The following is a 26,719-nucleotide window of genomic DNA, read 5'->3' as shown; positions in this document are numbered from 1 at the left end:
TATAGAAGTTGCGTACTAAATGGGGGGATTAATGTGCGGTTTCACATCTGATAATACAAACGTGATTTTTATAACATTCTTAATGTTTTATGCCTGGCCGAAGCCAGGCATAACGCACATCAGGAGAGGACGTACTTCTCAATGGCCCAGGCAACACCGTCTTCCAGATTAGATTTCGTCACAAAGTTGGCGATCTCTTTCACCGTTGGAATGGCGTTATCCATCGCAACGCCCACGCCGGCGTATTCAATCATCGCGATGTCGTTTTCCTGATCGCCAATCGCCATAACCTCTTCGGCTTTAATTCCCAACGCATCGGCCAGCGATTTTACGCCAGTCCCTTTGTTGACGCGTTTATCAAGGATTTCGAGGAAGTACGGCGCACTTTTCAGCACGGTGTACTTTTCTTTCACTTCCGCCGGAATGCGCGAGATGGCCTTGTCGAGGATCTCCGGCTCATCAATCATCATCACTTTCAGGAACTGGGTCGCCGGATCCATTTTTTCAGCCTCACAGAACACCAGCGGAATCGTCGCGACAAACGATTCATGCACCGTGTAATAACTGATATCACGGTTAGCGGTATACAACGTGTTGCGATCGAGCGCGTGGAAATGCGAGCCAACTTCCCGGGAGAGTTGCTCCAAATAGCGATAATCATCATAGCTCAGCGCGGTTTGCGCCACAGTACTGCCATCGCCTGCTTTCTGCACCAGCGCACCGTTGTAGGTAATGCAGTAGTCACCGGGTTGTTCCATGTGCAGTTCTTTCAGATAGCTGTGAACGCCGGCATACGGGCGTCCCGTGGTCAGCACTACGTTCACGCCACGCGCGCGTGCCGCGGCAATTGCCGTTTTGACTGCAGGTGAAATGGTGTGATCGGGCAGCAGAAGTGTGCCATCCATGTCGATAGCAATAAGTTTGATAGCCATGAGTTCCCCGGATTAAATGAGTCCGCCCTCATGCTAACGCGATTCCGCTCAAAAAACAGCTACGAAAAGGAGGATAGAAAGGGGAATCAAGATTCCCCTTTTGTAGGTCGGTTGTCGTTTGTAGGCCTGATAAGCAACGCGCCATCAGGCACAATACAACATCTTGCCGGATGGCAGCGTAAACCGCCTTATCCGGCCTACAGATTGGCTTAGATATCGATGTTCGCCGCTTTCAGGGCGTTTTCTTCGATAAATGCGCGGCGTGGTTCGACGGCATCGCCCATCAGGGTGGTGAACAGCTGGTCAGCGGCAATCGCATCCTTCACAGTAACGCGCAACATGCGACGGCTTTCCGGATCCATGGTCGTTTCCCACAGCTGTTCCGGGTTCATCTCGCCCAGACCTTTATAACGCTGGATAGCGAGACCGCGACGAGACTCTTTCTGCAGCCATTCCAGCGCCTGCTCAAAGCTGGCCACCGGCTGGCGACGCTCGCCACGTTCGATAAACGCATCGTCTTCGATCAGCCCGCGCAACTTCTCACCGAGCGTGCAAATACGATGGTACTCGCCACCGGTCACAAACTCGTGATCCAGCACATAGTCGGTATCCACACCGTGAGTACGTACGCGTACAATCGGCTCAAACAGATTCTGCTCTGCGTTATGGTGAACATCAAACTTCCACAGGCTACCGTGCTGTTCTTTTTCGTTCAGCTCGGTAATCAGCGCGTTAACCCAACGGGTAACGTTCTGTTCGTTCGCCAAATCAGCTTCCGGCAGCGTCGGTTGATAAACCAGCTCTTTCAGCAGCGCTTTCGGGAAACGACGTTCCATACGGCCAATCATTTTCTGCGTCGCGTTGTATTCAGAAACCAGTTTCTCTAACGACTCACCTGAAAGGGCAGGCGCGCTGGCGTTGGTGTGCAGCGTTGCGCCATCCAGAGCGATAGAGATCTGGTATTGATCCATCGCTTCATCGTCTTTGATGTACTGTTCCTGCTTGCCTTTCTTCACTTTGTACAGCGGTGGCTGCGCAATGTAAACGTGGCCGCGTTCAACGATTTCCGGCATCTGACGATAGAAGAAGGTCAACAGCAGCGTACGAATGTGCGAGCCGTCGACGTCCGCATCGGTCATGATGATGATGCTGTGATAACGCAGTTTGTCCGGGTTGTACTCGTCGCGACCAATGCCGCAGCCGAGCGCGGTAATCAGCGTCGCCACATCCTGTGAGGAGAGCATTTTGTCGAAACGCGCTTTCTCGACGTTGAGGATTTTACCCTTCAGCGGCAGAATCGCCTGGTTCTTACGGTTACGCCCCTGCTTCGCAGAGCCGCCCGCGGAGTCCCCTTCCACCAGGTACAGTTCAGACAGCGCCGGGTCACGTTCCTGACAGTCCGCCAGCTTGCCCGGCAGACCGGCTAAGTCCAGCGCGCCTTTACGACGGGTCATTTCACGCGCACGACGTGCAGCTTCACGGGCACGCGCAGCATCAATAATTTTGCCGACGACGATTTTTGCGTCAGACGGGTTTTCCAGCAGGTATTCGCTCAGCAGTTCGTTCATCTGCTGTTCAACCGCCGATTTCACCTCAGAGGAGACCAGTTTGTCTTTGGTCTGCGAGGAGAATTTCGGGTCCGGCACTTTCACGGAAACCACCGCAATCAGGCCTTCACGGGCATCGTCACCGGTGGCGCTGACTTTGGCTTTTTTGCTGTAGCCTTCTTTGTCCATGTAGGCGTTCAGGGTACGGGTCATCGCCGCGCGGAAGCCTGCAAGGTGAGTCCCGCCGTCACGCTGCGGAATGTTGTTGGTGAAGCAGTAGATATTTTCCTGGAAGCCGTCGTTCCACTGCAGCGCAACTTCAACGCCGATACCGTCTTTTTCGGTGGAGAAGTAGAAGATATTCGGGTGGATCGGCGTTTTGTTTTTGTTGAGATATTCAACAAACGCCTTGATGCCGCCTTCGTAGTGGAAATGATCTTCTTTGCCGTCGCGCTTATCGCGCAGACGAATAGAGACGCCAGAGTTCAGGAATGACAGCTCGCGCAGACGCTTCGCCAGAATGTCGTATTCGAACTCGGTCACGTTAGTGAAGGTTTCATGGCTTGGCCAGAAACGGACCTGAGTACCCGTTACTTCCGTTTCGCCTGTTACCGCCAGCGGCGCCTGCGGCACACCATGCACGTAAGTTTGCTGATGCACTTTGCCTTCACGACGAATCACCAGCTCCAGTTTCTGCGACAGGGCGTTAACGACGGAGACACCTACGCCGTGCAAACCACCGGAAACTTTATAGGAGTTATCATCGAATTTACCGCCTGCATGCAGAACAGTCATGATAACTTCCGCCGCCGAAACGCCCTCTTCCGGGTGAATACCGGTTGGGATACCACGGCCATCATCGGTAACAGACACGGAGTTGTCCGCGTGAATCGTTACCACGATATCTTTACAGTGACCCGCGAGCGCTTCGTCGATAGCGTTATCTACCACCTCGAATACCATGTGGTGCAGACCGGTGCCGTCATCCGTGTCGCCGATATACATACCCGGGCGCTTACGCACCGCATCCAGCCCTTTCAGGACTTTGATACTGGAGGAGTCATAAGAATTCGACATCAACGTTTCTCGCTCATTTTATCTTGGGTTAATCCGTTATTTTACCCTTTTCCACGGTAAACATCTTCGAATTTTCATCGGACATGTCTATAACGTGTTCAGCGCTGATTGCGCTGACAAAGACCTGAGATTGCGTGGCTTTTAAGCGGCTGGCCAGCAGCCCGCGACGCGCATCATCCAGTTCAGAGGCAAAATCATCTATCAGGTACAGGCAGCGCCGTCCGCTTTCACGGGTCAGGAACTCCCCTTGCGCCAGACGTAAGGCGCACATTAGCAGTTTTAGCTGCCCACGCGACAACGTGTCTTCTACCGGCGCACCGTCGGCACGAATGCGGAAATCCGCCTTATGCGGGCCGTGTGCGGTGTAGGTCAACATGCGATCGCGTTCAAAACTGCGTTCCAGCACCTCGGCATAATCTGTCTCCTTCTCCCAACCACGCTGGAAAGAGAACGAGAGAGAAAACTCGGGAAGAAACTGCTGGCAGGTATCCGCCATATCCTGCGCGATACCCGCGCTGTACTCCGCGCGCCAGGTGCTGATTTGTTCCGCCAGCGGAATAAGTTCTCTATCCCACGGGCGCAGTTGCTCATAACGACTCACCTGGCGCAGTGCCGCATTGCGCTGCTTGAGCAGTCGCTTCAGGTTGCTCCAGGCGGTGAAAAATCCGGCTTCATTGTGAAAGCATCCCCAGTCAAGAAATGCTCTTCTGTATTTGGGGCCGCCGTTGAGTAAAGTAAACCCCTCTGGCGTGATCAGCTGCATCGGCATCAGGTGCGCCAGTTCAGCGACCTTGTGCCCGTCAGTGCCGTCAATGCGCACTTTGCTGTCGCCCAGTTTGTCTTTCGTCAGACCAATCGATGTCTCGCGCTCTTCTCCCTGCAATCGTCCGTGTAAAACAAACGACTCCTGCTCGTGGCGAATCACGCGGCCAATCTGCAAACTGCGAAACGCCCGGCCATGGCCGAGCGTATAGATGGCTTCCAGCACACTGGTTTTGCCGCTGCCGTTCGCGCCAACCAGGAAGTTAAAGCCGGGGGATAAAGCGAGATCCGCATTTTCAATATTGCGGAAATCTTTGATTAGCAGTCGGGATAGCGACATATCAACTCATAACCAGGGCGTTATCGTCGCAGTTAGTCTGGTTACGGCCAGCGCACAGCAACCGTAGCGTACTGAAGTACGTGAGGATTGCTCGCTGCGCTCGCCCTTCGGGCCGTCCATAGGACGTCCAAAATACTTCGTATTTTGTGCGAGCACTGCCCGGAGCCAGAATAACAAGTAAGATAGCCCGATATTCTTTACAAGCGCATAGGCATGACGACATAGGCTGCGGATTGGCTGGCCGCATCTTCAATCTGTACGCTCGATACGGAATCGGTCAGCAAAATACGCACGTTCTCGCACTTCAGCGCGTTCAGAACGTCAAGCACGTAGCTCACGTTAAAACCGATTTCCAGTTCTGTACCAGGATAGGAGACATCCAGAATTTCTTCTGCTTCTTCCTGCTCCGGGTTGTTGGCGGTGATTTTGAGCTGATTTTCGCTGACATACAGACGCACGCCGCGGAATTTCTCGTTAGAAAGAATTGCCGCACGGGCAAACGCCTGTTTAAGGATATCGCAACCGGCTTCCAGATGTTTGTCCGGATTCTTCGGCAATACGCGGCGATAATCCGGGAAACGGCCATCAACCAGCTTGGAGGTGAAGATGAAATCGCCCACGTGCGCACGAATGTTGTTGCTGCCAATCTGCACGCGCAGCGGGTTGTCACCGCCGTCGAGCATACGCATCAGTTCAATCACGCCTTTACGCGGTACGATCACCGAATGGCTGGGCAACGGCTGACCGACAGGCATTGAACAAACCGCCAGACGGTGACCGTCGGTCGCCACGGTACGCAGCTCTTCCCCTTCGGTTTCAAACAGCATGCCGTTTAAGTAGTAACGCACGTCCTGATGCGCCATCGAAAACTGCGTGGCTTCAATCAGGCGCTTCATCGTGGCCTGTGGCAGGGTGAATTCGACTTCGCTCTGCCAGTCATCCAGATTAGGGAAGTCGGCGGCAGGCAGCGTGGACAGCGAGAAACGGCTGCGACCAGAGCGTACCAGCATGCGGTCGCCTTCCAGTTGAACGGCAATTTCCGCGCCTTCCGGCAATCCGCGGCAAATGTCGAAGAATTTACGCGCCGGAACGGTAGTAGCACCAGGTTCATGAGGCTGGATCAACGCCACGCGCGCCACCATCTCCATTTCGAGATCGGTACCAGTCAGAGAAAGCGCACCGTCAGCGACCTGCAGCAGCAGGTTTCCAAGGATCGGCAGTGTAGGACGTCCACCCAGCGGGCCGCTGACCTGCTGAAGCGGTTTTAATAAATGTTCACGTTCAACGGTAAATTTCATAGCGTCACGAAGATAATGTTCTGATTAAATTGGAGAAATCTTCTTTAATATCATGGCTTTCTTCACGCAACTGCTCAATCTTGCGGCAGGCATGAAGCACGGTAGTATGGTCACGCCCACCAAACGCGTCGCCAATTTCCGGCAGACTGTGGTTAGTGAGCTCTTTTGCCAGCGCCATCGCCATCTGGCGCGGACGAGCTACCGAGCGAGATCGACGCTTTGACAGCAGATCCGCAATTTTGATTTTGTAATACTCCGCCACCGTCTTCTGAATATTGTCGATGGTGACCAACTTTTCCTGCAAAGCCAGCAGATCGCGCAGCGCTTCGCGCACGAAATCGATGGTAATCGCCCGGCCGGTAAAATTGGCGTTGGCGATCACGCGGTTCAGTGCGCCTTCCAGTTCACGCACGTTAGAGCGTAGACGCTTGGCAATAAAGAACGCCACTTCACCCGGCAGACGAATGTCGTTTTCGTCAGCTTTTTTCATCAGGATCGCCACGCGGGTTTCCAGCTCAGGCGGTTCGATCGCAACAGTCAGCCCCCAGCCAAAGCGGGATTTCAGTCGATCTTCAACGCCATTGATCTCCTTCGGATAACGATCCGACGTCAGGATGATCTGCTGATTACCTTCCAGCAGGGCGTTGAAGGTGTGGAAGAATTCTTCCTGCGAGCGCTCTTTGTTGGCAAAGAACTGGATGTCATCGATCAGCAGCGCGTCGACGGAGCGGTAGTAGCGTTTAAACTCTTCGATCGCATTGTTTTGCAGAGCTTTAACCATGTCCTGCACGAAACGCTCGGAGTGCATATACACCACTTTCGCGTTCGGTTTACGCGCCATAATGCCGTTACCGACAGCATGCAACAGGTGGGTTTTACCCAGACCCGTACCACCATAAAGGAATAACGGATTGTAGGCGCCGCCAGGGTTGTCCGCCACCTGACGTGCCGCCGCGCGCGCCAGTTGGTTAGATTTACCTTCAACGAAGTTATCAAACGTATGTTTGACGTTGACGTTAGAGCGATAGGTAGGTTCTGCCGGAGCCGGAACGTTGTCCCAGCCTGGACGCGCCGCCGGAGCAGCACGTTGCGGTTGTACTTGTTGCGCCACATGGGCAGGCGCGACAACGTTGTTCACCGGCGTCTTCAGCGTTTGCGTGACGGGTTTAGTTCCGACCTCAAAACGCAGCTGTGGGGCATCCGCTCCGCAGAAGTTATTTAGTAATCCATTAATATTATTAAGGTATTTGTCCCTTACCCAATCGAGCACAAAACGGTTTGGCGCATACAAAGCCAGCGTGTTATCGCTCAGTTCCGCCTGCAACGGGCGTATCCACATACTGAATTCTGTGGCTGGTAACTCATCCTGCAATCGGGCAAGACACTGCTGCCAAAGCGAAAGTGACACGGCGGACTCCACTCGAACAAAAGTCGATAAATGACAAAGGCTGAAACATTCATGATTGTTGACGCACATCGACAAGACCCTATGCAAAGGGTGACGTGCGAATTGCTATCTGCAATTTTACCCGATCAGGATCCATTGAAACGATCGGGACCGCGGATCATAGCGTAAACTGAGAAAGAGATCTTCTGTTTCTCACAGATTCTTCCCGATTTATCCACAGGATGATCCAGAATCGGCTAAGTGTAAACGATCCTGGAGAAGTGCTGCAGGTTTTAGCGCGCATATTGAAAAAATTAATGAGTAAAGATGCTTTACTGCTTAAACGATCTAATAAAGATCCCGGGCGATCCTTGCGCTTTATCCACCAGCCCGTATAATTCTTACCCCCAGCGAGTAACGGTCGCCTTACGGCGTCAACGCTGCCTGTTTTTCACACAAAACCTTGTGGAAAAAAGCGGGAAATAAGGAAAGAGAATTGACTCCGGAGTGTACAATTATTACAATCCGGCCTCTTTAATCACCCACACTGTGGCGTAAGTCGTTCGAAACTCGTTCGGGTATACGCAAAAGTCAGTGAATTTATTCAAGTTTAGGTAGAAATCGCCATGAAACGCACTTTTCAACCGTCTGTACTGAAGCGCAACCGTTCTCACGGCTTCCGTGCTCGTATGGCTAATAAAAATGGTCGTCAGGTTCTGGCACGTCGTCGTGCTAAAGGCCGTTCTCGTCTGACCGTTTCTAAGTAATAAAAGCTAGCCCCTGAGTGGTTAAGCTCGCATTTCCCAGGGAGTTACGTTTGTTAACTCCCACTCATTTCACATTCGTCTTCCAGCAGCCACAACGGGCTGGCACGCCGCAAATCACCATCCTCGGCCGCCTGAATTCGCTGGGGCATCCCCGTATCGGTCTTACCGTCGCCAAGAAAAATGTTAAACGTGCGCATGAACGCAATCGGATTAAACGTCTGACGCGTGAAAGCTTCCGTTTACGTCAGCACGAACTTCCCGCAATGGATTTCGTGGTGGTGGCGAAAAAAGGGGTTGCTGACCTCGATAACCGTGCTCTCTCGGAAGCGTTGGAAAAATTATGGCGTCGCCATTGTCGCCTGGCTCGCGGGTCCTGATAGCCCTCATTCGGGTCTATCAACGCCTGATCAGTCCGCTGCTTGGGCCGCATTGCCGTTTCACTCCAACCTGTTCGAGCTACGGAATTGAGGCATTGCGCAGGTTTGGAGTGATAAAAGGCAGTTGGTTGACGGTGAAACGCGTATTAAAATGCCACCCTTTACACCCTGGTGGTGACGATCCCGTCCCGCCCGGACCATTTGATACCAGAGAACACTAACGATGGATTCGCAACGCAATCTTTTAGTCATCGCTTTGCTGTTCGTGTCTTTCATGATCTGGCAAGCCTGGGAGCAGGATAAAAACCCGCAACCTCAGGCCCAACAGACCACGCAGACAACGACCACCGCAGCGGGTAGCGCCGCAGACCAGGGCGTACCGGCCAGTGGCCAGGGGAAACTGATTACGGTTAAAACTGACGTGCTTGATCTGACCATCAACACCCGTGGTGGTGATGTGGAACAGGCTTCGCTGCCAGCTTACCCGAAAGAACTTGGTTCTACCGAACCGTTCCAGTTACTGGAAACCACGCCACAGTTCATCTACCAGGCACAGAGTGGCCTGACAGGTCGTGACGGCCCGGATAACCCGGCTAACGGCCCACGTCCGCTGTACAACGTCGAAAAAGACGCATTTGTACTGGCAGACGGTCAGAACGAACTGCAGATCCCGATGACCTATACTGACGCAGCGGGTAACACGTTCACTAAAACGTTTGTCCTCAAGCGTGGTGAATATGCTGTCAACGTTAACTACAGCGTGCAGAACGCCGGCGAGAAACCGCTGGAAATCTCCACCTTTGGTCAGTTGAAGCAATCCATCAATCTGCCATCTCATCGCGACACCGGTAGCAGCAACTTTGCGCTGCACACCTTCCGTGGCGCGGCGTACTCCACGCCGGATGAGAAGTATGAGAAATACAAATTCGACACCATTGCTGAAAACGAAAACCTGAACGTCAACGCTAAAGACGGTTGGGTCGCAATGCTGCAACAGTATTTCGCAACGGCATGGGTTCCGCGTAACGACGGCACCAACAACTTCTACACCGCTAACCTGGGTAACGGCATTGCCGCTATCGGCTATAAATCTCAGCCGGTACTGGTACAGCCAGGCCAGACTGGCGCGATGACCAGCACCCTGTGGGTCGGCCCGGAAATTCAGGACAAAATGGCGGCCGTTGCACCGCACCTGGATCTGACTGTGGATTACGGCTGGTTGTGGTTCATCTCTCAGCCGCTGTTTAAACTGCTGAAGTGGATCCATAGCTTCCTGGGTAACTGGGGCTTCTCCATCATCGTTATCACCTTTATCGTTCGTGGCATCATGTACCCGCTGACCAAAGCGCAGTACACCTCCATGGCGAAGATGCGTATGCTGCAGCCGAAGATTCAGGCTATGCGTGAGCGTCTGGGCGATGACAAACAGCGTCAGAGCCAGGAAATGATGGCCCTGTACAAAGCTGAGAAGGTTAACCCGCTGGGCGGCTGCTTCCCGCTGATCATCCAGATGCCAATCTTCCTGGCGTTGTACTACATGCTGATGGGCTCCATTGAACTGCGTCATGCGCCGTTCGCGCTGTGGATCCATGACCTGTCTGCACAGGACCCGTACTACATCCTGCCGATCCTGATGGGCGTGACGATGTTCTTCATTCAGAAGATGTCTCCGACCACCGTGACCGACCCGATGCAGCAGAAGATCATGACCTTTATGCCGGTCATCTTCACCGTGTTCTTCCTGTGGTTCCCGTCAGGTCTGGTGCTGTACTATATCGTCAGCAACCTGGTAACCATTATTCAGCAGCAGCTGATTTACCGTGGTCTGGAGAAGCGTGGGCTGCATAGCCGCGAGAAGAAAAACTCCTGATTCGGTATAGGCCGGATTAGGCGAAGCCGCCATCCGGCAAACGGAACATAATGTAAAGGGCGGTCATTAGACCGCCTTTTTTATTGCATCACAAAGAGACATATCATGAGCCATAACGACACCATCGTCGCTCAGGCCACCCCTCCGGGACGTGGTGGCGTGGGTATCCTGCGTATCTCCGGCCTGAAAGCGCGCGAGGTCGCAGAAACCGTACTGGGCAAACTGCCAAAACCGCGTTATGCCGACTATCTGCCGTTTAAAGACGCGGATGGCAGCGCGCTGGATCAAGGCATTGCCCTGTGGTTTCCCGGCCCAAACTCCTTTACCGGTGAAGACGTTTTAGAGCTGCAAGGTCACGGCGGTCCGGTGATTCTTGATCTGCTGCTCAAACGTATTTTGACCATTCCCGGGCTGCGCATTGCCAGACCCGGTGAATTCTCCGAGCGCGCGTTTCTCAATGATAAGCTCGATTTAGCCCAGGCCGAGGCGATTGCCGACCTGATCGATGCCAGCTCGGAGCAAGCGGCTCGCTCGGCGCTGAACTCGTTGCAGGGCGCCTTTTCCGCACGGGTAAATCATCTTGTGGAAGCGCTCACTCACCTGCGCATCTACGTGGAAGCGGCGATTGATTTCCCGGATGAAGAAATCGACTTCCTGTCTGACGGCAAGATTGAAGCGCAGCTCAATAGCGTTATCAGCGACCTTGATGCCGTACGTGCCGAAGCGCGTCAGGGCAGCCTGCTGCGCGAAGGGATGAAGGTGGTGATTGCTGGTCGCCCGAACGCCGGGAAATCAAGCCTGCTGAACGCGCTGGCAGGCCGCGAAGCCGCCATTGTCACCGACATCGCCGGCACCACCCGCGACGTACTGCGTGAGCATATCCATATCGACGGCATGCCGCTGCACATCATCGACACCGCCGGTCTGCGCGATGCCAGCGATGAAGTGGAACGAATTGGGATCGAACGCGCATGGCAGGAAATCGAACAGGCCGATCGCGTACTGTTTATGGTTGATGGCACCACCACCGACGCCGTGGACCCGGCTGACATCTGGCCCGACTTTATTGCCCGTCTGCCTGCCAAACTACCTATTACCGTGGTGCGTAACAAAGCGGATATTACCGGTGAAACGCTGGGCCTGAGTGAAGTAAATGGTCACTCACTGGTGCGCCTCTCCGCACGTACCGGTGAAGGCGTTGACGTGCTGCGCAACCATCTCAAGCAGAGCATGGGCTTTGAAACCAATATGGAAGGCGGCTTCCTGGCGCGTCGTCGTCACCTGCAGGCGCTGGCAGAAGCGGCGGAACATCTCGAGCAGGGCAAAGCCCAACTGCTCGGAGCATGGGCCGGGGAATTGCTGGCAGAGGAGCTACGTCTGGCTCAGCAAAACCTCAGTGAGATTACCGGTGAATTTACCTCCGACGATCTGCTGGGACGGATTTTCTCCAGCTTCTGTATTGGTAAGTAACGTGTGTTGCCCGGTGGCGCGATGCCTACCGGGCCTACAGGCCCCGTCGTCTGGAGAAGGTGTTTACACTCCCGTCCTGCAACAATAATTTCCCATGAGGAAAACACTGTTGTCCAAATGGCAACTCGTGCAGTTGACTCTCTGCCCGTATCCTTAGCGCCACATTCCTTATGAGGTCGCTATGACACGCTTTCTAATCTGCAGTTTTGCCCTGGTTCTACTTTATCCCGCCGGTATTGATATGTATCTGGTGGGGCTGCCCCGTATTGCGGCCGATCTACAGGCCAGCGAGGCGCAACTGCATATCGCGTTTTCGGTTTATCTGGCGGGAATGGCGACGGCGATGCTTTTCGCCGGAAAAGTCGCCGACCAGTCAGGACGTAAACCGGTCGCCATAGTCGGCGCCCTCATCTTTATTTTCGCCTCTGCGCTGTGTTCATTTGCCGAGAGCGGTACACCGTTCCTGGTCGGCCGCTTTATTCAGGGCGTAGGCGCAGGCTGCTGCTATGTGGTGGCCTTCGCTATTCTGCGCGATACGCTCGACGATCGCCGCCGGGCAAAAGTGCTGTCGCTGTTGAACGGAATCACCTGTATCGTACCGGTACTGGCTCCGGTGATGGGGCATCTGATTATGCTCAAATACCCGTGGCAAAGCCTGTTCTACACGATGATCGGTATGGGTGTGGTCGTATGCTTGCTGTCGGTATTTATCCTGCGAGAATCACGCCCAGCGACCCTCACGGCGTCTATACCAAAGAACCACACCAACGAGTCTTTGGTGAACCGTTTTTTCTTAAGCCGTCTGGCCATTACCACTCTCAGTGTGTCGGTGATCCTGACCTTCGTGAATACCTCTCCGGTGTTGCTAATGGAAGTGATGGGCTTCGACCGCGGCGAGTACGCCACCACAATGGCCATGACCGCAGGTATCAGTATGGCGGTCTCTTTCTCCACACCATTTGCTCTGAGCGTGTTTAAGCCTCGCGTTCTGATGTTGACCTCGCAGGTGCTGTTTCTGGCTGCGGGCGTAGTGTTAACCCTCGCCAGCTCGCATACGGTGACGCTGTTTGGGCTGACCTTAATCTGCGCCGGGTTCTCGGTTGGTTTTGGTGTCGCCATGAGTCAGGCGCTGGGGCCGTTCTCGCTGCGGGCAGGGGTTGCCAGCTCGGCGTTAGGTATTGCGCAGGTTTGTGGCTCATCATTATGGATTTGGCTGGCAGCGGTCCTCGGCCTTGATGCGCTGAATATGCTGATCGGGATTCTGATTGGCTGTAGCATAGTGAGTATCATGCTGATTATCACTGTTGCCCCCAACCGGTCCGCGCCAACTCATGAAGAAATCCCTCAGCAGTCTCGATCTTAATTTGTTGCTGTGCCTGCAGTTATTGATGCAGGAACGCAGCGTTACCAAAACCGCCAAACGGATGAACGTCACGCCGTCGGCGGTCAGTAAGTCGCTGTCGAAACTGCGGACCTGGTTTGACGACCCGTTGTTTGTAAACACCCCGCTGGGACTTACGCCGACGCCGTTAATGGTCAGCATGGAGCAGAATCTGGCAGAGTGGATGCAGATGAGCAATCAATTGCTGGATAAGCCGCACCATGAGGCTCCGCGCGGGTTGAAGTTTGATCTGGTGGCCGAAACGCCGCTGGTAATGATCATGTTCAACGCCCTCTCCCGGCAGATCTATCAGCGTTATCCCCAGGCGACAATCAAAATACGCAACTGGGACTATGATTCGCTGGATGCGATTATTCGCGGCGAGGTGGATATCGGCTTCACCGGTCGCGAAAGCCATCCGCGTTCGCGAGAACTGCTGAGCCTACTGCCGTTGTCGATCGACCATGAAGTGTTGTTTTCCGATCTCCCTTGCGTCTGGCTACGTGAAGATCATCCGGCATTGCAGGAAGAGTGGAGTCTGGACACATTTCTGCGCTATCCCCACATCAGTATTAGCTGGGAGCAAAGCGATACCTGGGCGCTGGACGATGTGCTTCAGGAGATGGGGCGCACACGCAATATCGCGTTATGCCTGCCAGGTTTTGAGCAGTCGCTGTTTATGGCCGCCCAGCCGGATCATGCGCTGATAGCCACCGCGCCGGTCTATTGTCAGCGTTATAACCAACTCCACCAGCTTCCGCTAGTGGCGCGTCCTATGCCATTTGATGCTGCACAGTTAGAGAAAATGCGCGTACCGTTCACTCTCCTTTGGCATAAACGTAACAGCCATAATCCGAAGATCGTCTGGCTGAAAGACACGATCAAGGCGTTGTATCGCGATATGTCCTGACGATCCGCCGCCAGAGTGTTGCTTAAATGACCATTCTGGCAACAGAAATGTAAATGTCGCGTAATGTACTCCATTTCCGTTTATTTTTTAGCCCGTAAAACCTGCCTGAACGCCGTGTAAATGTTACTCTGGTAATAATAACGGACCATTAATCACGGAGCGAAAAATGGCGACACATTTTGCCAGAGGGATTCTTACGGAGGGACACCTGGTTTCAGTTCGTCTCCCTACTCCATGTCACATTGAAGCAAGAAATCTACCCGCTCACCGCCGAACACGTTTCCTGGCCTCCCGAAGCCTTCTCGCAGAACTGATGTTCATGCTTTACGGCACCAGCACGTTGCCTGAGATTGTTACTGAGGCGAAAGGTAAGCCCGTTTTTCGCGATAAAAACCTGCCGGGATTTTCGATTTCTTATGCTGGAAATATCGTTGGCGTTGCGCTGACAACAGAAGGTGTTTGCGGCCTGGATATGGAGCTTCAGCGAGCGACACGGGGTTTTCACAATCCGAATTCAACACAAACCTGGCGCTTCTCCAGTAACGAAAACCTGTGGATCAATAACCAAAACGACCCAAACGAAGCACGTGCGCAGCTTATTACGTTGCGCCAGAGCGTTCTCAAACTCACCGGCGATGTGTGTAATGACGATCCGCGCGAACTGCAGCTCTTACCCGGCGCAGGACGTCTGAAATGTGCCCATGTTGCGCAGGTGGAAGCCATTTGCGATGCGGAAGATGTGCTGGTGTGGTCGGTTGCGGTTACGCCAACCATTGAAAAACTCAAGGTTTGGGAGTTTGATGGTAAACAGGACTGGAAAAGTTTGCCTGATATCCAGACTCGCGCCAATGAGCCAACGGGTCGTCTGATCCGGTTCTCTCAATTATGCGCAGCGAAAAGCCATACGCTTAACTGATTTAACCTTCATGATGAAACAGGAGTCACCATGTCTGAAACATTGAATGTTGTTACGTTACTGGGAAGTCTGCGCAAAGGTTCGTTTAACGGCATGGTTGCCCGCACGCTGCCTAAAATTGCGCCCGCAGGAATGGAAGTGAGCGCGTTACCGTCGATTGGTGATATCCCGCTGTACGATGCCGACCTCCAGCAGGAAGAAGGCTTCCCGGCCAGCGTAGAAGCGCTGGCAGAGCAAATAAGGAAAGCTGATGGTGTTGTTATTGTGACACCGGAATATAACTATTCTGTTCCTGGCGGACTGAAAAACGCCATCGACTGGCTGTCCCGCCTGCCCGATCAGCCATTATCTGGCAAGCCGGTGCTGATTCAGACCAGCTCAATGGGCGCTATTGGCGGCGCGCGCTGTCAGTACCATCTTCGTCAGATCCTGGTGTTCCTCGACGCCATGGTGATGAACAAGCCGGAATTTATGGGCGGGGTAATTCAGAACAAGGTGGATCCGCAGACGGGTGAAGTAATCGACCAAAGCACGCTGGACCATCTGACTGGTCAACTGACCGCATTTGGCGACTACATTCAGCGCGTGAAAGCGTAAACGAAAAAGCCCGGCGATTTGCCGGGCTTGTCTTTCTAAAACCAAATAAACAGCGATCAGTGCGCGTCGATAAACACAATCTTCAGTACAAACAGCAGCGCGACAACGATGACGCACGGGCTGAGATCGCGCAAACGTCCGGTCCCGATTTTCATCACGCAGTAGGAAATAAAGCCCAGCGCGATACCTTCGGTAATCGAGAAGCTAAACGGCATCATCACGGCGGTAATAAACGCAGGAACCGCTTCTGTCAGGTCATCCCACTTCACGCGCGACAGGCTTGATGTCATCAGCACACCGACGTAAATCAGCGCACCGGCCGCGGCATAGCCCGGCACCATTCCCGCCAGCGGCGACAGGAAGATAACCAGCAGGAACAGCAGGCCAACGACCACGGCTGTCAGACCGGTACGTCCGCCGACAGAAACCCCGGAAGAAGATTCAATATACGCGGTAACGGAAGAAGTACCGATAAACGCGCCGGTAACAGATGACACGCTATCTACATACAACGCCTGCTTCATACGCGGGAACTTGCCCTTCGCATCCGCCAGACCGGCTTTATCCGTAACGCCAATCAGCGTACCGGAGGAGTCGAACAGGTTGACCAGCATGAATGAGAAAATCACCCCCGCCAGGCCAATATTAAACGAACCGGCCAGATCGACATGGCCAATAACGGACATCACGCTCGGTGGCGCAGAGACGATACCGTTGTAATGCACATCGCCCAGCATCCAGCCCAGTAACGTGGTCACAATGATGGAGATCAGCACCGCCGCATGAATGTTGCGTGACGCCAGAATCGCGATGATAAAGAAGCCCAGAATACCGAGCAGCACGCTGTGAGACGTCAGGTTGCCGATGGACACCAGCGTGTCTTTGTTCGCCACGATAACACCAGCGTTTTTCAGCCCCATCATGCCGATGAACAGACCAATACCGCTGGTGATCCCCACGCGCAGGCTAACCGGGATATTTGCAATCATCCAGTAACGTACGCGGAAAATTGTCAGCAGCAGCAAACCTACCGCGCCCCAGAAGATAGCGCCCATACCAATCTGCCAGGAGAGGCCCATCGCGCCGACGACCACGAAAGCAAAGAATGCGTTCAGGCCCATAGCAGGCGCAAGGGCGACCGGCAGGTTGGCAAACAGGCCCATCAGGATGCTACCAAAAGCAGCAATAAGACAGGTGGTAACAAAGACGGCGCTGGTATCCATGCCAGCTACGCCAAGAATTTGCGGGTTAACAAAAACGATATACACCATCGTCAGGAAGGTCGTTAAACCGGCGATCACTTCGGTCCGTGCCGTCGTGCCATGTTCGCGCAGTTTGAACACGCGTTCCAGCATCCCCTGGCCAGAAGCCTGGGTTGTGTGTTGTTGACTCATTATCAATTTCCGAACAAGGAGGGAAAATTCGTCGCTATCCTATACCAAAATGCGACAATAGGGTTGGGTTATGAGCAACTTTTTTCATTGATTTTGCTTATACGGCAACGATTGCGTGGCCCAATAATGCATTACGAAAACGTTAAACTTGTTAAAATGGAAATGACATGTCCCAGATAGAAGCCGTATTTTTTGACTGTGACGGTACCCTTGTCGACAGTGAAGTGATTTGTTCTCGCGCGTATGTCAGCATGTTCCAGGCGTTCGGCATTACGCTCGATCTTGAAGAAATTTTTAAACGCTTCAAAGGGGTAAAGCTGTACGAGATCATCGACATTATCAACGAAGAGCACGGTGTCGAACTGGCAAGAGCTGATTTAGAACCGGTTTACCGCGCTGAGGTCGCACGTCTGTTCGATACGGAACTGGAGGTGATCGCTGGCGCTAATGCGCTACTGGACAGTATGACAGTGCCCATGTGCGTAGTCTCTAACGGTCCGGTCAGTAAAATGCAGCATTCGCTGGGTAAGCTGGGCATGTTGCACCATTTTCCTGATTTATTGTTCAGCGGTTACGATATCCAACGCTGGAAGCCCGATCCGGACCTGATGTTTCATGCGGCAACAGCGATGGACGTCAACGTTGAGAACTGCATTCTGGTCGATGATTCCAGTGCTGGCGCGCAGGCGGGGATTGCGGCGGGAATGGAAGTATTCTATTTCTGCGCCGATCCGCACAACAAACCGATCGATCATCCAAAAGTGACGACTTTTACCGATTTGGCCCAGTTGCCGGAATTGTGGAAAGCGCGCGGATGGAATATTACGCGTTAACTGAAATGCCGGATGGCGCTGACGCTCATCCGGCCTATTTTCTACGTTTTTATTACTCTTTCGGATCTTTCCCCGCCAGCAGCTTATCCAGCTCATCACCACCTACATGACGGAAATCTTGTCCCTTCACGAAGTAGAAAATGTATTCGCAGATATTCTGGCAACGGTCACCGATACGCTCGATGGAACGGGCGCAAAACAGCGCGGTAAGCACGCTTGGGATAGTACGCGGGTCTTCCATCATATAGGTCATCAGCTGACGCACGATGCCTTCATATTCCTGGTCAACTTTCTTATCTTCACGATAAATACGTACCGCTTCGTCCAGATCCATACGCGCAAACGCATCCAGCACGTCATGCAGCATCTGCACAGTGTGGCGGCCCAGTGATTCCAGGCTGACCAGCAGCGGCTGATGCTGATGCGAGAATTTCTCCAGCGCGGTGCGACAAATTTTGTCCGCCACGTCGCCAATACGCTCCAGCTCAGCGATGGTTTTGATAATCGCCATCACCAGGCGCAGGTCGCTGGCGGTCGGCTGACGTTTGGCAATAATACGCACGCAGGCTTCGTCGATCGCCACTTCCATCATGTTGACGTTCTTATCGCCTTCAATGACGCGCTTCGCCAGCTCGCTGTCCTGGTTATGCATGGCGGTAATCGCATCAGAAAGCTGCTGCTCCACCATGCCGCCCATGGTCATCACCTGGGTACGGATGCTTTCCAGCTCTGCGTTGAACTGGCCGGAAATATGTTTATTTAGGTTAAGGTTATCCACAACAAGCTCCTGAATCAGCCGTAACGACCGGTGATGTAGTCTTCAGTTTGTTTCTTCGCGGGCTTGGTGAACAGATCGTCCGTGTTGCTGAACTCAATCAACTCGCCCAGGTACATAAATGCCGTGTGATCGGAACAACGTGCCGCCTGCTGCATGTTGTGGGTCACGATAACAACGGTGTAATCCTCTTTCAGCTCGGTGATCAGCTCTTCGATACGCCCGGTAGAGATCGGGTCGAGCGCTGAACATGGCTCATCCAGCAGAAGCACTTCCGGGCGAATGGCGATGCCACGCGCAATGCACAGACGCTGCTGCTGACCACCAGAGAGAGAGTACCCACTCTGGTGTAATTTATCTTTGGTTTCGTTCCACAATGCGGCCTTAGTCAATGCCCACTGCACACGCTCGTCCATATCCGCACGAGAGAGTTTCTCAAACAGACGTACGCCAAACGCGATGTTGTCGTAGATGGACATCGGGAACGGCGTCGGCTTCTGGAATACCATCCCCACTTTGGCACGCAGCAGCGCGATATCCTGGGTATTGGTGAGAATATTGTCGCCATCCAGCAGGATTTCACCTTCCGCACGCTGTTCCGGGTACAGCTCAAACATTTTGTTGAACGTACGAAGCAGCGTCGATTTACCACAGCCTGACGGCCCGATAAACGCCGTAACCTGGTTTTTAGCAATATCCAGGTTGATGTTCTTCAGGGCATGGAATTTGCCATAGTAGAAGTTCAAATCACGAACCTGAATCTTACCCGGGGCAGTATCAACCATACTCATTTCAATCTATTCCTCATCCGGCGCCGCATCAGCCACGCCGTAAAAATTAACCGTGTTTCTTCTTCGCGAAAATAACGCGCGCCAGAATGTTCAGCAGCAGTACGCACAGGGTAATAATCAGTACCCCAGCCCAGGCCAGTTGCTGCCACTCAGCAAACGGGCTCATCGCAAACTTAAAGATAGTGACCGGCAGGTTGGCGATAGGCTGCATCATGTCGGTACTCCAGAACTGATTGGAGAGCGATGTAAACAGCAGCGGAGCCGTTTCACCGGCAATACGCGCAATAGCCAGCAGGACACCTGTAATAATGCCCGAGACAGACGCCTTCAGGGTGATCGCAGAAATCATCTTCCACTTCGGCGTACCCAGCGCATAGGCAGCTTCACGCAGGCTGTCCGGCACCAGTTTGAGCATGTTCTCTGTAGTACGAATAACAATGGGCACCTGCAGCAGCGCCAGCGCGATAACGCCCGCCCAGCCGGAGAAGTGCTCCATTTTTGCTACCACAATGGTGTAAACGAACAGACCGACCACGATTGATGGCGCAGAAAGCAGGATGTCATTGATAAAGCGGATGACCTCAGCCAACCAGGACTTACGTCCGTACTCAGCCAGGTAGATGCCCGCCATAATACCCAGCGGGGTACCAAACACGGTCGCCCACAGGATCAACAGTCCGCTACCGGCCAGAGCGTTCGCCAGACCACCACCAGCTGTATTCGGCGGCGGCGTCATTTCGGTGAACAGCGCCAGCGACATACCGTCGATACCACGGGTAATCGTGGACATCAGGATCCAGATAAGCCAGAACAGACCGAACGCCATGGTCGCCATAGAGAGCGTCAGGGCGATACGGTTCTTCAGGCGGCGACGCGCCTGCATTTTACGGCGGGACTCCGCAAGCGCAGTGGTGTTTTGCATTTCAAGCGTAGCCATTAGCGTGCCCCCTCGTTCTTCGCAAGGCGCATGATCATGAACTTAGACGCAGCCAGTACGATGAAGGTGATCACAAACAGAATCAGGCCCAACTCCATCAACGCGGCAACGTGCAGACCTGATTCCGCTTCGGCAAATTCATTCGCCAACGCAGAGGTAATACTGTTGCCCGGCATATACAGCGATGCACTGTCGAGCTGATAGGTGTTACCGATGATAAAGGTCACCGCCATGGTCTCGCCAAGTGCGCGACCCAGACCCAACATCACGCCGCCGATCACGCCATTTTTGGTGAACGGGAGGACGATGCGCCAGATAACTTCCCAGGTGGTACAACCGATGCCGTAGGCTGACTCTTTCATCAGCACCGGCGTTTGTTCGAACACATCGCGCATAACCGCCGCAATGTAAGGAATAATCATAATGGCGAGGATCACGCCCGCAGCCAGAATCCCAATACCAAACGCCGGACCAGCAAACAACGCGCCAACAAACGGAATGTTGGAAAGGATGTTACCGACCGGTTCCTGGAAATAAGTCGCAAACAACGGAGCAAAGATAAACAGGCCCCACATGCCGTACACGATACTTGGAATTGCCGCCAGCAGCTCAATAGCGATACCCAGCGGGCGACGCAGCCAGCCGGGCGCAAGTTCAGTCAGGAACAAAGCAATGCCGAAACTCACCGGAACGGCAATCAGCAGTGCGATAAGCGAGGTGACCAGCGTACCGTAAATCGGGACTAATGCACCGTAGATATCGTTTGGCGCATCCCATTCTTTAGTCCACAGGAAGGAGAAACCAAATTTCTGAATGCTTGGCCAGGAGGAGATAACCAGAGAGACAATGATGCCACCCAACATCAATAGCACAATCAGCGCAGCCAGTTTTACCAGCGCGCTGAATATCATGTCACCTTTTTTACCCGGTGGGTTAAAAGCAGGCTTTGTTGCAGCCATAAATCACTCTTTAAGTTAAACGCGTTTACTAAGTTGCCCATGCCGGATGGCGCTACGCTTATCCGGCCTACACTCAGGGCCTACGGTAGAAACCGTAGGGCGGATAAGCGTAGCGCCATCCGCCAATTCGTCAAAGATATTCTATTAGTACAGCGCTTTACCGCTGCTGTCTTTCACGTTGGTTTTCCATGCAGCACGAACCTGCTCAACCACGCTGTCCGGCAGGCTGGCATAATCCAGGTCATTAGCCTGTTTGCCGCCATTTTTGTACGCCCAGTCGAAGAACTTCAGCACTTCAGCGCCCTGCTCAGGTTTCTTCTGCTCTTTATGTACCAGAATGAAGGTGGTGGAAGTGATTGGCCACGCATCGTCACCTTTCTGGTTGGTTAGATCCTGAGCGAAGGTTTTGCTCCAGTCAGCGCCTTTCGCGGCGTTAGCAAAGTTCTCTTCGGTCGGGCTTACCGGTTTGCCATCAGCAGAGACCAGCCTGGTGTACGCCAGATTGTTCTGCTTAGCGTAAGCGTACTCAACGTAGCCGATTGAACCCGGCAGACGTTGGACGAATGCGGCGATACCGTCGTTACCTTTACCGCCCAGACCGGTCGGCCAGTTAACGGTAGAACCGGAACCAATTTTAGATTTCCACTCTTCGTTCACTTTTGCCAGGTAGCTGGTGAAGACGAAGGAAGTACCGGAACCGTCAGCACGACGCACAACGGCGATGTTCTGCGAAGGCAGTTTCAGACCTGGGTTCAGTTTGGTGATGGCTTCATCATCCCACTTCTTAATTTTGCCGAGGTAGATGTCGCCCAGCGTTTTACCGTCAAGCACCAGCTCGCCGGATTTCAGGCCAGGGATATTCACCGCCAGCACCACACCGCCGATCACGGTCGGGAACTGGAACAAGCCTTCTTGATTGAGTTTTTCGTCAGACAGCGGCGCATCTGAGGCACCGAAATCAACGGTATTCGCAGTGATTTGTTTTACACCACCGGAGGAGCCGATACCCTGGTAGTTTACTTTGCTACCAGTCTCTTTCTGATAGGTATCTGCCCATTTGGCATACACTGGCGCAGGAAAAGTTGCACCTGCACCTGTCAGGCTCGCTGCGGCAAAGGCAGAGAACGCGCTCATGGATAAGGTCGCGGCGACAACAGTTGCGACAGTGGTACGCATAACTTTCATAATGTCTCCTGCACGGTTTTCGTAAATTGTTGTTTGAGTTGCTACTGTGAGCAAAATAGGACAAACAGGTGACAGTTAAATGTACAAAATATGACATTTTTATGACAATGAAAAATAATGCGCCAGGAACAATTAAAAACAGTATAAAAACAGAAGGTTAATCGATTATGTGACAATCATATTTCGGCAAAATTTTCTTTTTATGACACTGAAAACAGTAGCTGAAGATGACGGTTTGTCACATAAAACAGGCGGGATAATTGATTAAAAACAGAACAAGCTTAAAAAAATGCCCCGCTTTAAGCAGGGCATTTTCAGTTCAGCGAGGTACGGCTTATTCCACGGTAACCGACTTCGCCAGGTTACGCGGCTGGTCCACGTCGGTACCTTTAATCAGCGCCACGTGATACGCCAGCAGTTGCAGCGGAACGGTGTAGAAGATCGGTGCAATCACCTCTTCCACATGCGGCATCTCGATGATGTGCATGTTTTCGCTACTGGTAAAGCCAGCATCCTGATCGGCAAAGACGTACAGCTGACCGCCGCGGGCACGAACTTCTTCAATGTTGGATTTCAGTTTTTCCAGCAGTTCGTTGTTCGGTGCGACCACGATAACCGGCATATCGGCATCGATCAGCGCCAGCGGACCGTGCTTCAGTTCGCCTGCGGCATAAGCTTCAGCGTGAATATAAGAGATCTCTTTCAGCTTCAGCGCGCCTTCCAGCGCAATCGGATACTGATCGCCACGGCCCAGGAATAGCGCATGGTGCTTATCAGAGAAACCTTCCGCCAGAGCGGCAATGCGTTTGTCCTGGGAGAGCATCTGCTCAATACGGCTCGGCAGCGCCTGCAGACCATGAACGATCTCTTGCTCAATAGACGCATCCAGACCTTTCAGACGAGACAGCTTCGCCACCAGCATCAGCAGAACGGTCAACTGAGTGGTAAAGGCTTTCGTGGAGGCCACACCGATTTCGGTACCGGCATTGGTCATCATCGCCAGGTCGGATTCACGCACCAGAGAGGACCCCGGTACGTTACAGATAGCCAGCGAGCCCAGATAGCCCAGCTCTTTAGACAAACGCAGACCCGCCAGGGTATCCGCCGTTTCACCAGACTGGGAAAGGGTGATCATCAGGCTGTTACGACGCACGGCAGATTTGCGATAGCGGAATTCAGAAGCGATTTCGACATCACAAGGAATACCGGCCAGCGACTCAAACCAGTAGCGGGACACCATACCGGAGTTGTATGACGTGCCACAGGCGATAATCTGGATATGCTCAACCTGAGACAGCAGCTCATTAGCACGCGAACCCAGCTCGCTTAAATCCACTTCACCGTGGCTAATGCGCCCGGTCAGCGTATTTTTAATCGCATTCGGTTGTTCGTAGATCTCTTTCTGCATGTAGTGGCGATAAATACCTTTTTCGCCCGCGTCATATTGCAGATTCGATTCGATATCCTGACGTTTCACTTCCGCGCCAGACTTGTCGAAAATAGAGACCGAACGACGGGTCACTTCCGCGATGTCACCCTCTTCCAGGAAGATAAAGCGACGGGTTACCGGCAGCAGCGCCAGCTGATCGGAAGCAATAAAGTTTTCACCCATACCCAGACCAATCACCAGCGGGCTACCAGAACGAGCCGCCAGCAGCGTTTCCGGGCTACGGGTATCCATGATCACCGTCCCGTAGGCACCGCGCAGTTGCGGAATAGTACGCAGTACGGCTTCACGCAGCGTCCCACCCTGTTCCAGCTCCCAGTGCACCAGGTGAGCAATCACTTCGGTATCGGTTTCAGAAACAAAGGTGTAACCACGCGTTTTCAGCAGTTCACGCAGCGGTTCATGGTTTTCAATGATGCCGTTATGCACCACGACAATGTGTTCAGAAACATGGGGATGCGCGTTCGCTTCTGAAGGTTCTCCGTGGGTCGCCCAACGGGTATGAGCGATACCGGTACCGCCATGCAGCGGATGTTCTTCCGCTGCAGCAGTCAGCATCTGCACTTTACCCAGACGACGCAGGCGAGTCATATTGCCTTCAGCATCGACAACGGCCAGACCTGCAGAGTCATAACCACGATATTCCAGACGACGTAAACCTTCGAGAAGGATTTCAGCTACATCACGCTGCGCGATAGCGCCAACAATTCCACACATATTTTTTGATTCCGAATTTAGGCATTGTGCCTGTCGTTGTCGCTGACCTGTTTCCCCTTCGTCTTTCACTCCGTAGCTACGTTGGCTACGCTTGCTCACTACGGTCACTTACTTTAGTAAGCTCCCGTAGATTCCCAAGCTTGCCGCCTTGCTACAGCGCGAAATACTTTGGGTAATACCCGTATTCCGGGCGCCCCGAGCCTTGTAGAGAGTGGGGTTATTTTTATGGTACTGCTTGTTGAGCGGAGGATTATGTTATCCCCTCGTCTCTGGTCTGCCTGATGGCGCTCACGCTTATCAGGCCTACAGAACGTCACCGCACGCAGGCCACCATCCGGCAAAAACTGAATTACTTTTTCTTCACCGGGCGCTGCCAGCCTTGTTTATGGACCTGAGGCACACGGCTTAATACCAGTTCGTTATCGGCAACATCGCGAGTTACGGTCGTCCCCGCCGCGATGGTGGCGCCTTTACCCACGGTGACAGGTGCCACCAGCTGAGTATCGGAACCGACAAACACATCATCGCCAATAATGGTTTTAAATTTATTCGCGCCATCGTAGTTGCAGGTGATCGTACCGGCGCCGATGTTTACGTTATCGCCAATTTCCGCATCGCCCAGATAGGTCAGGTGACCCGCTTTAGAGCCTTTACCCAGACGCGCTTTTTTCATTTCGACAAAGTTACCCACGTGTGCGCCTTCCTGCAGCTCTGCACCCGGGCGCAGACGCGCGAAAGGACCGATGGTGCATGCTGCTTCCAGATGCGCATCTTCCACCACGCTGTACGGACTTAGCTCACAACCATCACCAATCACGCTGTTTTTGATGATGCAGCCAGCGCCAATCTTGACGCGATCCCCAACGGTTACGTTACCTTCAATGATAACGTTAGTATCAATTTCGACATCGCGCCCGTGAATAAGCGTACCGCGAAGATCAAAACGTGCCGGATCGCGCAGCATCACGCCCGCCAGCAGCAGTTTTTCTGCCTGCTCGGACTGATAAACACGCTCCAGACGAGAGAGCTGAAGACGGTTGTTCACCCCTTCCGTTTCACTGATTCGTGCCGGATGTACCGCAGCAATTTCGCGCCCTTCCTGATATGCCATCGCAATGATATCGGTGATGTAGTATTCACCCTGCACGTTGTTGTTGGTCAGTTTGGACAGCCAGCGCTTCAGGTCTGCGCCGTTGGCAATCAGGATGCCGGTGTTGATTTCCTGGATTTGACGCTGCTCGTCAGTGGCATCCTTATGTTCAACAATGCCTGTGACTTTACCGTTATCACGCGTAATTCGCCCATAACCCGATGGGTCGTCCAGTTTAACCGTTAACAAGCCGATTCCACCCTGCGGTTTAGCATCACGCAGGCGACGTAGTGTTTCGGTGGAGATCAGCGGCACATCGCCATAGAGCATTAAAATGTCTTCGTCATCACTAAAGAATGGTGCCGCCTGTTGCATTGCATGACCGGTACCCAACTGCTCGGCCTGCAGTACCCAGTTCAGGTTGCCATCTTTCAGCGTCTGCTTAAGCAAATCACCACCGTGTCCGTAGACCAGATGTACGTGAGTCGCGCCTAATTCGTTAGCGGCATCAATGACATGCTGCACCATCGGTTTTCCTGCGAGGGTATGCAGCACTTTAGGGAGATCGGAATACATACGCGTGCCTTTGCCTGCGGCAAGGATCACGACGCTCATAGCATTATTCAACATACACGTCCTGACTGTAATTTGAGAACGAATTTATACCGTTTCACATTGAAAATACTACATTTTTTTCATCGTGAAATGGACCGAAGATAAAACGTTCAATCGGGGAAATTCCCCATCTGATAACTGTCTATTTTCGTCTATATCTACGTGTTTTGTCTCCCCAAAACCAGCAGTCTGCTCTTATTAAAGCCTTAGGTGGATGTTTTTGCTATTTTTTTGCCGCATAAATAAAGAATGACATTAGCGAAGGTATGATTTTAGGCATGCAATTCAGTGGGAAGCAGAAAAGGCAAACACGACAATACGATGTGAAAGAAAAGAGCAGGAGGG

24 protein-coding genes are annotated in these 26,719 nt (G+C 53.0%); 11 read left to right on the top strand and 13 right to left on the bottom strand.

Annotated features, from left to right (window positions below; translation table 11 throughout):
* Positions 1 to 119: 119 nt before the first annotated feature.
* The 5 genes from yidA to dnaA form a co-directional block, all read right to left on the bottom strand.
* Positions 120 to 932, bottom strand: a complete 813-nt coding sequence (gene yidA / locus OOJ59_RS19315; RefSeq protein WP_038635719.1) for a sugar-phosphatase — start codon at positions 930 to 932, stop codon at positions 120 to 122.
* A 209-nt stretch (positions 933 to 1,141) separates the two neighbouring features.
* The gene (gene gyrB, locus OOJ59_RS19310; protein WP_069323652.1) at positions 1,142 to 3,556 is read right to left on the bottom strand and encodes a DNA topoisomerase (ATP-hydrolyzing) subunit B; all 2,415 of its coding nucleotides are present in this window, start codon (positions 3,554 to 3,556) and stop codon (positions 1,142 to 1,144) included.
* Positions 3,557 to 3,584: 28 nt separating this feature from the next.
* Positions 3,585 to 4,658: a DNA replication/repair protein RecF gene (gene recF / locus OOJ59_RS19305; protein ID WP_069323651.1), complete on the bottom strand. Its 1,074-nt coding sequence runs from the start codon at positions 4,656 to 4,658 to the stop codon at positions 3,585 to 3,587.
* Between the two features lie 197 nt (positions 4,659 to 4,855).
* Positions 4,856 to 5,956, bottom strand: coding sequence for a DNA polymerase III subunit beta (gene dnaN, locus OOJ59_RS19300; protein ID WP_005121477.1), 1,101 nt, complete (start codon positions 5,954 to 5,956; stop codon positions 4,856 to 4,858).
* A gap of 4 nt (positions 5,957 to 5,960) precedes the next feature.
* Entirely contained in the window at positions 5,961 to 7,364 is a 1,404-nt protein-coding gene (dnaA, locus tag OOJ59_RS19295) for a chromosomal replication initiator protein DnaA (protein WP_003827078.1), read from the bottom strand.
* Positions 7,365 to 7,585: 221 nt separating this feature from the next.
* Here dnaA and OOJ59_RS28260 point away from each other — a divergent pair, with 221 nt between their 5' ends.
* The 10 genes from OOJ59_RS28260 (at position 7,586) to OOJ59_RS19250 (ending at position 15,631) form a co-directional block, all read left to right on the top strand.
* Complete coding sequence (locus OOJ59_RS28260; protein ID WP_419866962.1) at positions 7,586 to 7,741, top strand: hypothetical protein; 156 nt, start codon at positions 7,586 to 7,588, stop codon at positions 7,739 to 7,741.
* 228 nt (positions 7,742 to 7,969) lie between these two features.
* Complete coding sequence (rpmH, locus tag OOJ59_RS19290) at positions 7,970 to 8,110, top strand: 50S ribosomal protein L34 (protein ID WP_003023858.1); 141 nt, start codon at positions 7,970 to 7,972, stop codon at positions 8,108 to 8,110.
* 17 nt (positions 8,111 to 8,127) lie between these two features.
* Positions 8,128 to 8,487: a ribonuclease P protein component gene (gene rnpA, locus OOJ59_RS19285; protein WP_003844432.1), complete on the top strand. Its 360-nt coding sequence runs from the start codon at positions 8,128 to 8,130 to the stop codon at positions 8,485 to 8,487.
* Positions 8,451 to 8,708, top strand: coding sequence for a membrane protein insertion efficiency factor YidD (gene yidD / locus OOJ59_RS19280; RefSeq protein WP_003023846.1), 258 nt, complete (start codon positions 8,451 to 8,453; stop codon positions 8,706 to 8,708). The genes rnpA and yidD overlap by 37 nt, the downstream gene beginning before the upstream one ends.
* Positions 8,709 to 8,710: 2 nt before the next feature.
* Complete coding sequence (yidC, locus tag OOJ59_RS19275) at positions 8,711 to 10,357, top strand: membrane protein insertase YidC (RefSeq protein WP_006687746.1); 1,647 nt, start codon at positions 8,711 to 8,713, stop codon at positions 10,355 to 10,357.
* A gap of 105 nt (positions 10,358 to 10,462) precedes the next feature.
* Positions 10,463 to 11,827 (top strand): tRNA uridine-5-carboxymethylaminomethyl(34) synthesis GTPase MnmE, encoded by a 1,365-nt coding sequence (gene mnmE, locus OOJ59_RS19270; RefSeq protein ID WP_032945460.1) that lies wholly within the window; start codon positions 10,463 to 10,465, stop codon positions 11,825 to 11,827.
* A 181-nt stretch (positions 11,828 to 12,008) separates the two neighbouring features.
* Positions 12,009 to 13,190, top strand: coding sequence for an MFS transporter (locus OOJ59_RS19265; protein WP_159122105.1), 1,182 nt, complete (start codon positions 12,009 to 12,011; stop codon positions 13,188 to 13,190).
* Positions 13,159 to 14,118: an HTH-type transcriptional regulator YidZ gene (gene yidZ, locus OOJ59_RS19260; protein WP_038635741.1), complete on the top strand. Its 960-nt coding sequence runs from the start codon at positions 13,159 to 13,161 to the stop codon at positions 14,116 to 14,118. Before OOJ59_RS19265 ends, yidZ begins: the two co-directional genes overlap by 32 nt.
* 166 nt (positions 14,119 to 14,284) lie before the next feature.
* Positions 14,285 to 15,034, top strand: a complete 750-nt coding sequence (locus tag OOJ59_RS19255; protein WP_069323648.1) for a 4'-phosphopantetheinyl transferase family protein — start codon at positions 14,285 to 14,287, stop codon at positions 15,032 to 15,034.
* Positions 15,035 to 15,064: 30 nt separating this feature from the next.
* Positions 15,065 to 15,631: an NADPH-dependent FMN reductase gene (locus tag OOJ59_RS19250; RefSeq protein ID WP_003023832.1), complete on the top strand. Its 567-nt coding sequence runs from the start codon at positions 15,065 to 15,067 to the stop codon at positions 15,629 to 15,631.
* 56 nt (positions 15,632 to 15,687) lie between these two features.
* Here OOJ59_RS19250 and adeP read toward each other — a convergent pair whose 3' ends face one another.
* Positions 15,688 to 17,025: an adenine permease AdeP gene (gene adeP, locus OOJ59_RS19245; protein WP_006687753.1), complete on the bottom strand. Its 1,338-nt coding sequence runs from the start codon at positions 17,023 to 17,025 to the stop codon at positions 15,688 to 15,690.
* Between the two features lie 167 nt (positions 17,026 to 17,192).
* Between adeP and yieH the strand changes: the two genes are divergently transcribed.
* The gene (gene yieH / locus OOJ59_RS19240; RefSeq protein WP_038635752.1) at positions 17,193 to 17,858 is read left to right on the top strand and encodes a 6-phosphogluconate phosphatase; all 666 of its coding nucleotides are present in this window, start codon (positions 17,193 to 17,195) and stop codon (positions 17,856 to 17,858) included.
* Positions 17,859 to 17,910: 52 nt separating this feature from the next.
* On the opposite strand, the gene phoU is transcribed toward yieH, so the two are convergent.
* The 7 genes from phoU to glmU all read right to left on the bottom strand — a co-directional run bounded on the left by phoU (position 17,911) and on the right by glmU (position 26,389).
* Positions 17,911 to 18,636 carry a phosphate signaling complex protein PhoU gene (gene phoU, locus OOJ59_RS19235; protein ID WP_038635754.1) on the bottom strand — a complete coding sequence of 242 codons (726 nt, stop codon included), beginning with the start codon at positions 18,634 to 18,636 and terminating at the stop codon, positions 17,911 to 17,913.
* 14 nt (positions 18,637 to 18,650) lie between these two features.
* Positions 18,651 to 19,424, bottom strand: coding sequence for a phosphate ABC transporter ATP-binding protein PstB (gene pstB / locus OOJ59_RS19230; protein WP_003023821.1), 774 nt, complete (start codon positions 19,422 to 19,424; stop codon positions 18,651 to 18,653).
* 46 nt (positions 19,425 to 19,470) lie between these two features.
* The gene (pstA, locus tag OOJ59_RS19225) at positions 19,471 to 20,361 is read right to left on the bottom strand and encodes a phosphate ABC transporter permease PstA (RefSeq protein WP_003827037.1); all 891 of its coding nucleotides are present in this window, start codon (positions 20,359 to 20,361) and stop codon (positions 19,471 to 19,473) included.
* Complete coding sequence (pstC, locus tag OOJ59_RS19220; RefSeq protein ID WP_038635761.1) at positions 20,361 to 21,320, bottom strand: phosphate ABC transporter permease PstC; 960 nt, start codon at positions 21,318 to 21,320, stop codon at positions 20,361 to 20,363. Before pstC ends, pstA begins: the two co-directional genes overlap by 1 nt.
* Positions 21,321 to 21,464: 144 nt before the next feature.
* Positions 21,465 to 22,505, bottom strand: a complete 1,041-nt coding sequence (gene pstS, locus OOJ59_RS19215) for a phosphate ABC transporter substrate-binding protein PstS (RefSeq protein ID WP_038635764.1) — start codon at positions 22,503 to 22,505, stop codon at positions 21,465 to 21,467.
* A 334-nt stretch (positions 22,506 to 22,839) separates the two neighbouring features.
* On the bottom strand, positions 22,840 to 24,669 hold the full coding sequence (glmS, locus tag OOJ59_RS19210; protein WP_038635767.1) for a glutamine--fructose-6-phosphate transaminase (isomerizing): 1,830 nt from the start codon (positions 24,667 to 24,669) through the stop codon (positions 22,840 to 22,842).
* A 349-nt stretch (positions 24,670 to 25,018) separates the two neighbouring features.
* Positions 25,019 to 26,389: a bifunctional UDP-N-acetylglucosamine diphosphorylase/glucosamine-1-phosphate N-acetyltransferase GlmU gene (glmU, locus tag OOJ59_RS19205; RefSeq protein WP_042311407.1), complete on the bottom strand. Its 1,371-nt coding sequence runs from the start codon at positions 26,387 to 26,389 to the stop codon at positions 25,019 to 25,021.
* Between the last annotated feature and the right edge of the window lie 330 nt (positions 26,390 to 26,719).

It is taken from the genome of Citrobacter sp. W9 (assembly GCF_026719375.1).
In the GTDB taxonomy this organism is placed as follows: Bacteria; Pseudomonadota; Gammaproteobacteria; order Enterobacterales; family Enterobacteriaceae; genus Citrobacter; species Citrobacter werkmanii.
The sequence above is the reverse complement of the archived record's forward strand: the minus strand, read 5'-3'. Positions and strand labels throughout refer to the sequence as shown.